Here is a 12,060-nt window from a genome sequence, read left to right on the forward strand (position 1 = left end):
TTAAGGAAGTTTTCAGACGGCCTGTGCAAAATAAAAACGCAAACGGTCGTCTGAAAAAAGTGGCCAAAATATCAATAGCAGGAATTTTTCAGGTAGTTTTTTATCGCAAGGCAGATGGAACAAACCCCGCGAGCGTTTTTTCAGACGGCCTTTAATATGTACCGCAAGGCACGCACGCGATGGGTTAAAGTGCAGGGAAAATGGAGAACGCGTGCGTATCGCACGCACCCTGCATACAAGCTAATAGCTTGCTATCTAAATACATTTGAGGAAAAAAGAATATGGACAAGTTTTCATCTGAAGTTTGCAAAGCCCTTGCATATTACGTTTACCGCTTAATTGACCCAAGAAATGGTGAAACTTTTTATGTAGGCAAAGGCAAAGACAACCGGGTTTTTGAACATTTGAAACAATGTTTGAAAATAGCGGAAGATGGCGAAGATGAACTGAATTTAAAATATAGTAGGATTCGCGCTATCCAAAAAGCCAAATTGGAAGTTATCCATGTCATTCATCGACATGGCATGAATGAGAAAACCGCTTTTGAAGTAGAAGCTGCTTTAATAGATGCCTATCCGGGGCTATCAAATGAACAAAGCGGACATGGCAATAGTGAATTTGGTTCGATGCATGTATCTGAAATACAAGATAAATACGATGCACCTGTTGCACAATTTGACAGCGATCATAATCTATTGATTATTAATATTAATCGTTCTTTAGATAAAGAAAAATCGGCTTATGATGCTGTTCGCCTAGCCTGGCGGCTTGATGTTGAGCGGGCAAAACGTGCGCATTACATCTTGGCGGTTGAAAAAGGCTTAATTGTGGATGTTTTACAAGCGCATGAATGGCTGCCAGCTACTAAGGAAAATTTTCCTGAGCTTAATGAAACCATAGTAGGACGTTTTGGTTTTCACGGCGAATCACTTTCTAAAAATGATGAAGTCCGCCAAAAATACCAACGTAAAAGGCTGCCTGAAGAATATCGTAAACGGGGTGCCAGCAATCCCGTTAAATATAGTTTTAAATAACCTGAAATCTCTAAGGTAAAACACCATGCCCAAACGTACCGACCTAAAATCCATCCTTATCATCGGCGCCGGCCCTATCGTTATCGGTCAAGCCTGCGAATTTGACTATTCGGGCGCACAGGCCTGCAAAGCCTTGCGTGAAGAAGGCTATAAAGTCATTCTGGTGAATTCTAACCCCGCCACAATCATGACCGACCCTGAAATGGCGGATGTTACCTACATCGAGCCGATTATGTGGCAGACGGTGGAAAAAATTATTGCCAAAGAGCGGCCTGACGCGATTCTGCCCACGATGGGCGGCCAGACCGCGCTGAACTGTGCGCTGGATTTGGCGCGCAACGGCGTGTTGGCGAAATACAATGTCGAATTAATCGGTGCGACCGAAGACGCGATTGACAAGGCGGAAGACCGCGGCCGCTTTAAAGAAGCGATGGAAAAAATCGGCTTGTCTTGCCCGAAATCTTTTGTCTGCCACACAATGAACGAAGCTTTGGCGGCGCAAGAACAGGTCGGCTTCCCTACCCTGATTCGTCCGTCTTTCACCATGGGCGGTTCGGGCGGCGGCATTGCCTATAACAAAGATGAGTTTTTGGCGATTTGCGAACGCGGTTTTGATGCGTCGCCTACGCATGAGTTGCTGATTGAGCAGTCCGTTCTCGGCTGGAAAGAGTACGAGATGGAAGTGGTACGCGATAAGGCCGACAACTGCATCATCATTTGCTCGATTGAAAACTTCGACCCGATGGGCGTGCATACGGGCGACTCGATTACGGTTGCGCCGGCGCAAACGCTGACGGACAAGGAATACCAAATCATGCGCAACGCTTCGTTGGCGGTATTGCGCGAAATCGGCGTGGACACGGGTGGCTCGAACGTGCAATTTGCGGTGAACCCTGAAAACGGCGAGATGATTGTGATTGAGATGAACCCGCGCGTGAGCCGTTCTTCTGCGTTGGCCTCTAAAGCAACCGGCTTCCCGATTGCCAAAGTAGCAGCCAAACTGGCGGTCGGCTTTACGCTGGACGAGTTGCGCAACGACATTACCGGCGGCCGCACGCCTGCATCGTTCGAGCCTTCCATCGACTATGTGGTAACCAAAATCCCGCGTTTCGCATTTGAAAAATTCCCTGCCGCAGACGACCGCTTGACCACGCAGATGAAATCTGTGGGCGAGGTAATGGCGATGGGCCGTACCATTCAAGAAAGCTTCCAAAAAGCCTTGCGCGGTTTGGAAACCGGCTTGTGCGGCTTCAATCCGCGCAGCGAAGACAAAGCGGAAATCCGCCGCGAACTGGCCAACCCGGGCCCTGAGCGTATGCTGTTTGTAGCCGATGCGTTCCGTGCAGGCTTCACGCTGGAAAAAATCCACGAAATCTGCGCCATCGATCCTTGGTTCTTGGCACAAATCGAAGACTTGGTGAAAGAAGAAAAATCAGTTTCAGACGGCCAATTACAAGACTTGGATTATGCCGCTTTACGCCGTCTGAAACGCAAAGGCTTCTCTGACAAGCGTTTGGCACAATTATTGAACGTAAGCGAAAAAGAAGTCCGCGAACACCGCTACGCGCTGAACCTGCATCCGGTTTACAAACGCGTCGACACCTGCGCCGCCGAGTTTGCCACCGAAACCGCCTATCTCTACTCTACTTACGAAGAGGAATGCGAAGCGCGTCCTTCCGACCGTAAAAAAGTGATGATTCTCGGCGGCGGCCCGAACCGCATCGGTCAGGGCATCGAGTTTGACTACTGCTGCGTTCACGCCGCGCTCGCCCTGCGCGAATCGGGCTTTGAAACGATTATGGTCAACTGCAACCCCGAAACCGTGTCCACCGACTTCGACACCAGCGACCGCCTCTATTTCGAGCCGCTGACGCTGGAAGACGTGTTGGAAATCGTCCGCACCGAAAACCCGTGGGGCGTGATTGTGCATTACGGTGGTCAAACCCCGCTCAAACTCGCCAACGCATTGGTTGAAAACGGCGTAAACATCATCGGCACATCCGCCGACAGTATCGACGCCGCCGAAGACCGCGAACGTTTCCAAAAAGTGTTGAACGACTTAGGCCTGCGTCAACCGCCCAACCGCATCGCCCACAACGAAGAAGAAGCCCTCGTTAAAGCCGAAGAAATCGGTTATCCGTTGGTTGTCCGTCCTTCTTACGTACTCGGCGGCCGCGCCATGCAGATTGTTCACTCTGCCGAAGAGTTGCAAAAATACATGCGCGAAGCCGTACAAGTTTCCGAAGACAGCCCTGTATTGCTCGACTTCTTCTTGAACAACGCCATCGAAGTGGACGTAGACTGCGTTTCAGACGGCCAAGACGTCGTGATCGGCGGCATCATGCAACACGTCGAACAAGCAGGTATCCACTCCGGCGACTCCGGCTGTTCATTGCCTCCATACTCATTGGATGAAGAAATTCAAGATGAAATCCGTCGTCAAACCAAAGCCATGGCATACGCACTGGGCGTAGTCGGCTTGATGAACGTACAGTTTGCCGTACAAGACGGCGTAGTCTTCGTACTGGAAGTGAACCCACGCGCCAGCCGTACCGTACCGTTCGTATCCAAAGCTACCGGCGTACCGCTCGCCAAAGTCGGCGCACGCGTGATGGCAGGCATTTCGCTGAAAGAGCAAGGCGTAGAAAAAGAAGTCATCCCAGACTTCTATGCCGTTAAAGAAGCCGTGTTCCCATTCATCAAATTCCCGGGTGTGGACACCATTCTCGGCCCTGAAATGCGCTCTACCGGCGAAGTCATGGGCGTAGGCGCAAGCTTCGGCGAAGCTTACTTCAAAGCCCAACTCGGTGCAGGCGAACGCTTGAGCACAACCGGCAAAGTGTTCCTCGCCGTACGCGACGAAGACAAACCGCTCATCGTCAAAACCGCACAAAACTTCCAAGCACTCGGCTACGGTGTCTGCGCCACACGCGGTACCGCCGAATACTTGAAAGAACACGGCATCATCGTGCAAGCGGTCAACAAAGTGCAGGAAGGTCGCCCACACATCGTGGACGCAATTAAAAACGGCGAAATCGCACTGGTGGTCAACACCGTCGGCAGCACAGTACAATCAGTTACCGACAGCCACAGCATCCGCCGCACTTCCCTTACCCAACGCGTACCGCAATACACCACCATCGCGGGCGGCGAAGCCATGAGCGAAGGCGCAAAAAGCCGCGAGCACTTAGGCGTATACAGCGTACAGGAATTGCATGGCCGTCTGAAAAACAAAGCCTAATCAATCCTATCGGATTTAAATAGCTAAAAGGCCGTCTGAAACCTGATTGCTCAGTTTCAGACGGCCTTTTCATATTTCAAATTCCAACCGTCTGTCTATCAAAACAACCTTTTCTGCCATCTACAAACAAGCAATAGCAACATGAAATATAATTTCGTTATTGATTGGAATCATACGACAAAATTGTTGTTTTTTCATCATAATCCAAAAATATCGAGTTTAACGCCTATTCTCCTTGCTTTATAATGGCCGTTTGAAATAAAAATACAATTAAAGCAAAAGCATGTCTTTGCCACTTAAGCAGATTTGCATAATTAAATATATGCTTTAATCATAATAATGATAAAATAATACGGCTTTCCTCTAAATTAAAGGGAAAACTGCACAAGAAACGGAAAATAAAATGAGTGTCGGATTATTGCGTGTTTTGGTTCAGAGCCAGACCATCTCAAATCAACAAGCGGAACATTACAACAGCCTTTTACAATCGGGCAAAGAAATCCTGCCCAACCTGTTTTCAGACGGCATCATCTCCCCTAAAGCTTTGGGAGAATTAGTCGCGCGCGTATTCAGCTATCCCCTTTTGGATTTGCACTACTACCCGCGCAATAATGTAGTCAGCGACATTCTGACGGAAGAGCAAATGGTGCAAAACCGTTGCATTCCGATTTTCAAACGCGGACGCAAGGTTTATTTCGCCGTATCCGATCCAACCCAAATCCAAAACTTCCAGAAAATCGCTTTTGCTTCAGGTTTAAGTGTCGACTTGGTCGTAGTTCCAGACGACCAGCTCAGCTCATTGCTGGAATGGCTGGGTCAACGTTCGACCACCATTCTGAAAGAAATCAACGACGAACATGAAGCAACGCAGCAATCGCAATTGCTTTATATCGATAACGAAGAAGCTGAAGATGGCCCTATCCCCCGCTTCATCCACAAAACCTTATCCGATGCCCTAAACGCGGGCGCATCGGACATCCACTTTGAATTCTACGAGCAAATGGCGCGCGTTCGTTTCCGCGTGGATGGACAATTACGTGAAGTCGTACAGCCGCCTGTCGCCGTGCGCGGCCAGTTGGCATCGCGTATCAAAGTGATGGCGCGTTTGGATATTTCCGAAAAACGTATTCCGCAAGACGGCAGAATTCAAATTGCCTTCCATAAACACGGCCGTCCGATTGACTTCCGTGTCAGCACTTTGCCGACATTGTTTGGCGAAAAAGTGGTGATGCGTATCCTAAATTCCGATGGTACATCGCTCAATATCGACCAGCTCGGCTTAGAGCCTTTCCAAAAAGAAATGCTGCTTGAGGCCATCAACCGCCCTTACGGCATGGTATTGGTTACCGGTCCGACAGGTTCGGGCAAAACCGTTTCGCTCTATACCTGCCTGAGTATTTTGAACACGGAAGATGTGAACATTTCGACGGCAGAAGATCCGGCCGAGATTAACCTGCCGGGCGTCAACCAAGTCAACGTCAATGAAAAACAAGGCCTGACGTTTGCCGCTGCACTCCGATCCTTCTTGCGTCAAGATCCTGATATTATTATGGTCGGTGAGATTCGTGACTTAGAAACCGCCGACATCGCCATTAAAGCCGCCCAAACCGGCCACATGGTTTTCTCTACCCTGCATACCAATAATGCACCGGCCACGCTGTCCCGCCTTTTGAACATGGGCGTAGCGCCTTTCAATATCGCCAGCTCGGTCAGCCTGATTATGGCGCAAAGGCTGTTGCGCAGACTGTGTCCAAACTGCAAACGCGAAGTTGAACGCCCACCGGTTCCGGCATTGAAAAAAGCCGGCTTTACCGATGCGGACTTGGCTCAAGATTGGAAACTCTACCGCCCGGTTGGCTGCGACAGCTGCCGCGGCAAAGGTTTTAAAGGCCGCGTCGGTATTTATGAAGTCATGCCGGTCAGCGATGAAATGCAAAAAGTCATTATGAACAACGGTACAGAAGTTGATATCATGAACATGGCCTATCAGGAAGGCATGGTAGACTTGCGTCGCGCCGGCCTCATGAAAGTCATGCAAGGCCTGACCTCGTTGGAAGAAGTGACTGCCCATACCAATGACTAAACTGCCATATTTTCAAAATTAAAATAAAGCGGCACGGGGAAACAGTCCGCTTTATTTCTTACTAACAAGGGATAACTCATGGCTCAAGCAGAGCAAAAAAGAAGTCTGTTCGGCTCAAGAAGCAAAGGCAAGCGTTTTACATTTGAAGGAAAAAATACCGAGACCGAACGTCTTGTCCGTGGTGAAGTAGTTGCCAAAGACGAAGAAGAAGCACGCAAAAAACTCCAACGCAGAGGCATTCGCCCTTTGCGCATCAGCAAAGTCAAAACCGCACGCAAACGCCGTATTACCCAAGAAGACATTACAGTATTCACCCGCCAACTGGCAACGATGATGAAGGCAGGCTTACCGCTGATGCAGGCTTTTGAAATCGTTGCGCGCGGCCACTCCAATCCGAGCATGACCGAAATGCTGATGCAGGTTCGCTCCGATGTCGAACAAGGTAGCGCATTAGGCAAATCGTTCTCCAAATATCCAAAATATTTCGACCGTTTCTATTGCAACCTGGTCAGCGCAGGCGAGTCCGGCGGCGTATTAGAAAGCCTATTGGACAAACTGGCTGTTTATAAAGAAAAAACCCAAGCCATTAAGAAAAAGGTTAAAACCGCGCTGACCTACCCGATTGCCATTATCGTGGTGGCCATCGCGCTTATCTTCATCATGATGATGTTTGTGCTGCCAGCCTTTAAAGAAGTTTATGCCAATATGGGTGCAGAGCTGCCAGGCCTTACCCAACTCGTCATGAACTTGTCCGATTTATTCGTCGATTACGGCTGGATTATGATCATCCTTTTGATTGCTTCCGCCTTCGGCCTGTACAAACTCCATGAGAAATCGCCCACCTTCCAAAAACGAATCGATGCTTTGATTTTGAGGCTGCCTGTTTTTGGCGCCATCGTCCGAAAAGCGACCATTGCCCGTTGGGCGCGTACGACTTCTACCCTCTTCGCAGCCGGCGTTCCTTTGGTGGAAGTATTAGATTCAGTTGCAGGCGCATCCGGCAATATTCTCTATGAAGAAGCCACTCAAGACATCCGCGCCAAGGTAACCCAAGGTCTGTCGCTGACATCCAGTATGCAAAGTACAGATATGTTCCCCAACATGGTGATCCAAATGGCGGCCATCGGCGAAGAGTCAGGCTCTTTGGATGATATGCTGAACAAAGCAGCCGAATTCTACGAAGATGAAGTAGACAACTCCGTCACCCGATTGTCTCACTTGATGGAGCCTATCATCATGGTGGTATTGGGTTCGCTCATCGGTATTTTGCTGATTGCCATGTATCTGCCGCTGTTTAACTTGGGTAATGTCGTAGGTTGATATGCTTGATAGTATTTACTCTGCCATCGACGCCCTCTCCGTTCTTTCACCATTCGCCATTCCTTTAGCTGTTATTTTAGGATTACTGATTGGTAGCTTTCTGAACGTCGTCATTTATCGCACGCCGATAATGATGGAGCGTGAATGGACACAATTTTCCAAAGAGCATTTGGGCATCGAGCTGACAGACGAAGAAAAACAGCCATTTAATCTGCGTAAACCAGACTCACACTGCCCAAAATGCAAAAGTCCGATCAGAATTTGGCAAAATATACCCATCCTCAGCTATGTTTTCCTAGGTGGAAAATGCCACACCTGCAAAACCCATATCAGCATACGCTATCCGTTGATTGAGCTGCTGACAGGTGTCTTATTCGGTATTGTTGCGTGGCAATACGGCTGGTCATGGGCAACTATTGGCGGATTGATTCTGACTGCCATATTGATTGCGCTGACCTTTATCGATGCCGATACGCAATATTTGCCCGACAGCCTGACTCAGCCCCTAATTTGGATCGGCCTGCTGTTTAATCTGAACGATACATTCGTGCCCCTGCATTCAGCCGTTTGGGGTGCAATCGCAGGCTATATGAGCCTTTATACTTTATGCGCCGTCTATAAACTTCTGACCGGTAAAATCGGCATGGGCAATGGCGACTTCAAACTTTTGGCCGCGCTTGGGGCATGGCTGGGCGTAGGTATCTTGCCTGTTCTAATCTTCATGGCTGCCTTGGTCGGACTGGTGTGCGCACTCATTGCCCGCGTCGGTAAAGGTCAATATTTTGCTTTTGGTCCCAGCCTTGCTGTGGCAGGATGGATTATTTTGGTTGCCAATGCACCTATTACCCAATTGGTACAATGGTGGCTCGTACAATCAGGATTCCGATAATGACATTATGGATAGGCTTGACCGGCGGTATCGGCAGCGGCAAATCATCTGTCGCCCAAATGTTTGCCGAACTTGGCGTACCCATTATCGATGCCGATGCCATCAGCCGCTCACTGACCGCTGAAAACGGCGAAGCGCTTCCAGCCATCCGTCAGCTTTTCGGCGATGAGGTTTTTGACAACGAAGGCCGTCTGAATCGTACGGCTTTACGGGAAGAAGTTTTCAGACGGCCTCAATCCAAAAAACAACTGGAAAACCTGCTTCTTCCATTAATCTTAAACAAAATCCAACAGCAGAAACAAAAACTTGCTTCCTCTGCCTACGGCATTGTCGATGTCCCGCTTTTAATTGAGAATCCGGCATTTAAAGCGGAGACCGACCGCATTTTAGTTGTAGATGTTCCAGAATCCGTCCAAATCGAACGCGTATATCAACGCAATGGTTTTTCAGAAGAGCAGACGCGCCAAATCATGGCTACCCAAGCTTCCCGATCTGACAGACTACTTCATGCTGACGATGTATTGAACAATACTCATAGCTTGGAAGAAGCAAAAATCAAGGTTTTCCGCCTGCATCAATACTATCAATCCATTGCACAATCACTGAAAGAAACTGCATGACCGCTCCTGTTGTAAAATGTCCGACCTGCCACAAAGAAGTCGTTTGGAATACCGATAGCCCCTACCGCCCTTTCTGCAGCAAACGGTGCAAACTCATTGATTTAGGCGAATGGGCACAAGAAAAATACACCGTTTCTTCAGAAGACGACCCTTTTTCAGACCTATTGGACGGCAAATAACCTACGCCGCTTCCTTCAGCCTATCCAAAACAGGCTCAAAACAGTAAAATACCCTCTTTATTCCAATCTATTCCATCCACCATGCTCACCTTCCAACAAATTATTTTCAAATTACAAAACTACTGGGCAGACAAAGGCTGCACCGTTATCCAACCTTTCGATATGGAAGTCGGTGCCGGTACTTCCCATCCAGCCACCTGTCTGCGCGCCTTAGGCCCGGAGCCTTGGTTTGCCGCTTACGTTCAACCCAGCCGCCGCCCCAAAGACGGCCGCTATGGCGACAACCCCAACCGCCTGCAACACTACTATCAATTCCAAGTTGCGCTCAAACCTGCACCGGCCAATATTCAAGACCTATACCTCGATTCCCTGCGTGAATTGGGTATCGACCCTAAAGTACACGACATCCGCTTTGTCGAAGACGACTGGGAAAACCCTACTCTCGGCGCTTGGGGTTTGGGTTGGGAAGTTTGGCTCAACGGCATGGAAGTAACCCAATTCACCTACTTCCAACAAGTCGGCGGTATCGACTGCTCCCCTGTACTTGGTGAAATCACCTACGGTATCGAGCGTCTCGCCATGTATTTGCAAGGCGTGGAAAATGTGTACGACCTCGTTTGGGCAAAAACCCTTGATGGCAACATCGTCACTTACGGCGACGTTTATCATCAAAACGAAGTCGAACAATCTACCTACAACTTCGAATACAGCGATGCCGATTGGCTCTTGCGCCAATTCAACGACTACGAAGAACAAGCCAAACGCCTGCTTGCAGTTGAAGACACCAGTCTTGCCCTGCCTGCTTACGAGCTTGTACTCAAAGCCGGCCACACCTTCAACCTCTTGGATGCACGCGGTGCTATTTCCGTTACCGAACGCGCAACCTACATCGGCCGCATTCGTGCACTGAGCCGTATCGTTGCTCAAAAATTCGTTGAAAGCCGCGAAAAACTGGGCTTCCCATTGCTTAAAAACCAATAAGCCCTCACATACATGTCACGCCGCCCTTTGATACATTCAAATGGCGGCGTTTCGATTTTCAGATGGCCTTAACGTCGTTGCCATCGCAAACACTTCCTGCCTGCTTTCAGGTAAAATAAGCCCTTTATTACATAAACCGTCTGAAAACATGAGCTCATCCTCTTCTGCAAAAACACCCTTTTTCTTACTTTCCCTCGTTGCCATCATTCTTGACCAACTGAGCAAATGGGAAATCTTGAAACACTTTACCGAAGGCGAACGCCTCAATATCATTCCAGACTTTTTTGACCTGACGCTTGCCTATAATCCAGGCGCGGCATTCAGCTTTTTGGCCGACCAAGGCGGCTGGCAAAAATTCTTCTTTTTAGGTCTGGCCGTCGTCATCAGCCTGTATTTGGCCCGTGCCATCTGGCGCGATGAGTTTGGACGCTGGGGCAAACTGGGGGCAGCCATGATTATCGGCGGCGCGATTGGCAATGTAGTTGACCGTCTGATTCACGGCCACGTTGTCGATTTTCTGCTTTTCTATTGGCAAAACTGGTTCTATCCAGCATTTAACATTGCCGACAGCTTTATCTGCGTTGGCGCGGTTTGCTTGGTATTAGATGGTTTGCTGCACAAAAAAACACCTTCAAACGACACAAAGGCCGTCTGAAAACGGAACACACATGACTCAAAAAACCATTATCCTTGCTAATCCCCGCGGCTTCTGTGCCGGCGTTGACCGCGCCATCAGCATTGTTGAACGTGCACTCGAAGAGTTCGGCGCGCCTATTTACGTCCGCCATGAGGTCGTTCACAACAAATTCGTCGTGGACAATCTACGGGCAAAAGGTGCCGTCTTTGTCGATGACTTGGCGGATGTCCCAAGGGGTGCCACGCTGATTTACTCGGCTCACGGCGTATCCAAAGCCGTACAGGAAGAAGCGGCACAACGCGGTTTCCGCGTTTTTGATGCCACTTGCCCTTTGGTAACCAAAGTCCACAAAGAAGTAGCCCGCCTCGATGCCCAAGATTACGAAATCATTATGATCGGCCACAAAGGCCACGTCGAAGTAGAAGGAACGATGGGACAATTGCCTCCGGGTAAAATGTTTTTGGTCGAGACAGTGGAAGATGTGGCCGGGCTGAACGTCAAAAATCCTGACAAGCTTGCCTACGTCAGCCAAACCACTTTATCGGTGGACGAAACCAAAGACATCATTGCAGCTTTGAATCAACGCTTCCCCAATATCCGCAATCCGCACAAAGAAGACATCTGCTACGCCACAACCAACCGCCAAACTGCCGTTAAAGAATTGGCGGAAGAATGCGATCTCGTGATTGTTGTCGGCTCGCCCAATTCTTCCAATAGCAACCGCTTGCGTGAAGTAGCCGCATTGCGCGGAGTTGATGCCTATATGGTCGATAATGCTTCCTATCTAAAAAAAGAATGGTTTGAAAACAAAACCAAGGTTGGTGTAACTGCCGGCGCATCTGCGCCTGAAGTCTTGGTTCGAGAAGTCTTACAAACCATTCAAGACTGGGGACATGAGACCATACGTGAAGGAGAAGGCGCAGAAGAAAGCATTGTATTTGTCTTGCCTAAAGAATTGCGCCGCGAGGGCGAAAACAAGCAAATTCTCAATAAAGGGTAGGCTTGTTATTTGCTTTATTTGAAAACTCAAGGCCGTCTGAAAATTTTCAGACGGCCTTGAGTTTATTTTACCAATA

10 protein-coding genes are annotated in these 12,060 nt (G+C 48.9%); all 10 read left to right on the forward strand.

Annotation, left to right across the window (positions count from 1 at the left end; genetic code table 11):
* Positions 1 to 281 precede the first annotated feature (281 nt).
* The 10 genes from HMPREF2551_RS02425 to ispH all read left to right on the forward strand — a co-directional run bounded on the left by HMPREF2551_RS02425 (position 282) and on the right by ispH (position 11,984).
* A complete protein-coding gene (locus tag HMPREF2551_RS02425) occupies positions 282 to 1,034 on the forward strand; it encodes an LEM-3-like GIY-YIG domain-containing protein (RefSeq protein ID WP_049344526.1) in 753 nt (250 codons plus the stop codon).
* A gap of 25 nt (positions 1,035 to 1,059) precedes the next feature.
* Positions 1,060 to 4,275, forward strand: coding sequence for a carbamoyl-phosphate synthase large subunit (gene carB, locus HMPREF2551_RS02430; RefSeq protein ID WP_070836984.1), 3,216 nt, complete (start codon positions 1,060 to 1,062; stop codon positions 4,273 to 4,275).
* Between the two features lie 403 nt (positions 4,276 to 4,678).
* Positions 4,679 to 6,358: a type IV-A pilus assembly ATPase PilB gene (gene pilB, locus HMPREF2551_RS02435; protein ID WP_070836985.1), complete on the forward strand. Its 1,680-nt coding sequence runs from the start codon at positions 4,679 to 4,681 to the stop codon at positions 6,356 to 6,358.
* Positions 6,359 to 6,436: 78 nt separating this feature from the next.
* On the forward strand, positions 6,437 to 7,678 hold the full coding sequence (locus tag HMPREF2551_RS02440; RefSeq protein WP_070836986.1) for a type II secretion system F family protein: 1,242 nt from the start codon (positions 6,437 to 6,439) through the stop codon (positions 7,676 to 7,678).
* A 1-nt stretch (position 7,679) separates the two neighbouring features.
* The gene (locus tag HMPREF2551_RS02445) at positions 7,680 to 8,567 is read left to right on the forward strand and encodes a prepilin peptidase (protein ID WP_070836987.1); all 888 of its coding nucleotides are present in this window, start codon (positions 7,680 to 7,682) and stop codon (positions 8,565 to 8,567) included.
* Entirely contained in the window at positions 8,567 to 9,187 is a 621-nt protein-coding gene (gene coaE, locus HMPREF2551_RS02450; protein ID WP_070836988.1) for a dephospho-CoA kinase, read from the forward strand. Before HMPREF2551_RS02445 ends, coaE begins: the two co-directional genes overlap by 1 nt.
* On the forward strand, positions 9,184 to 9,366 hold the full coding sequence (gene yacG, locus HMPREF2551_RS02455; RefSeq protein WP_003682475.1) for a DNA gyrase inhibitor YacG: 183 nt from the start codon (positions 9,184 to 9,186) through the stop codon (positions 9,364 to 9,366). Before coaE ends, yacG begins: the two co-directional genes overlap by 4 nt.
* An 81-nt stretch (positions 9,367 to 9,447) precedes the next feature.
* The gene (gene glyQ / locus HMPREF2551_RS02460; protein WP_003685919.1) at positions 9,448 to 10,347 is read left to right on the forward strand and encodes a glycine--tRNA ligase subunit alpha; all 900 of its coding nucleotides are present in this window, start codon (positions 9,448 to 9,450) and stop codon (positions 10,345 to 10,347) included.
* 148 nt (positions 10,348 to 10,495) lie between these two features.
* Positions 10,496 to 11,002 (forward strand): signal peptidase II, encoded by a 507-nt coding sequence (lspA, locus tag HMPREF2551_RS02465; protein WP_049331903.1) that lies wholly within the window; start codon positions 10,496 to 10,498, stop codon positions 11,000 to 11,002.
* Between the two features lie 13 nt (positions 11,003 to 11,015).
* Positions 11,016 to 11,984 carry a 4-hydroxy-3-methylbut-2-enyl diphosphate reductase gene (ispH, locus tag HMPREF2551_RS02470; RefSeq protein ID WP_003748306.1) on the forward strand — a complete coding sequence of 323 codons (969 nt, stop codon included), beginning with the start codon at positions 11,016 to 11,018 and terminating at the stop codon, positions 11,982 to 11,984.
* Positions 11,985 to 12,060 lie beyond the last annotated feature (76 nt).

The sequence above is a fragment of the Neisseria sp. HMSC066H01 genome (genome assembly GCF_001837375.1).
Classification (GTDB): Bacteria; Pseudomonadota; Gammaproteobacteria; order Burkholderiales; family Neisseriaceae; genus Neisseria.

Coding starts and splice junctions, on each gene's coding strand:
- HMPREF2551_RS02425 (WP_049344526.1), top strand. CDS start 282: ATGGACAAGTTTTCATCTGAAGTTTGCAAAGCCCTTGCATATTACGTT.
- carB (WP_070836984.1), top strand. CDS start 1,060: ATGCCCAAACGTACCGACCTAAAATCCATCCTTATCATCGGCGCCGGC.
- pilB (WP_070836985.1), top strand. CDS start 4,679: ATGAGTGTCGGATTATTGCGTGTTTTGGTTCAGAGCCAGACCATCTCA.
- HMPREF2551_RS02440 (WP_070836986.1), top strand. CDS start 6,437: ATGGCTCAAGCAGAGCAAAAAAGAAGTCTGTTCGGCTCAAGAAGCAAA.
- HMPREF2551_RS02445 (WP_070836987.1), top strand. CDS start 7,680: ATGCTTGATAGTATTTACTCTGCCATCGACGCCCTCTCCGTTCTTTCA.
- coaE (WP_070836988.1), top strand. CDS start 8,567: ATGACATTATGGATAGGCTTGACCGGCGGTATCGGCAGCGGCAAATCA.
- yacG (WP_003682475.1), top strand. CDS start 9,184: ATGACCGCTCCTGTTGTAAAATGTCCGACCTGCCACAAAGAAGTCGTT.
- glyQ (WP_003685919.1), top strand. CDS start 9,448: ATGCTCACCTTCCAACAAATTATTTTCAAATTACAAAACTACTGGGCA.
- lspA (WP_049331903.1), top strand. CDS start 10,496: ATGAGCTCATCCTCTTCTGCAAAAACACCCTTTTTCTTACTTTCCCTC.
- ispH (WP_003748306.1), top strand. CDS start 11,016: ATGACTCAAAAAACCATTATCCTTGCTAATCCCCGCGGCTTCTGTGCC.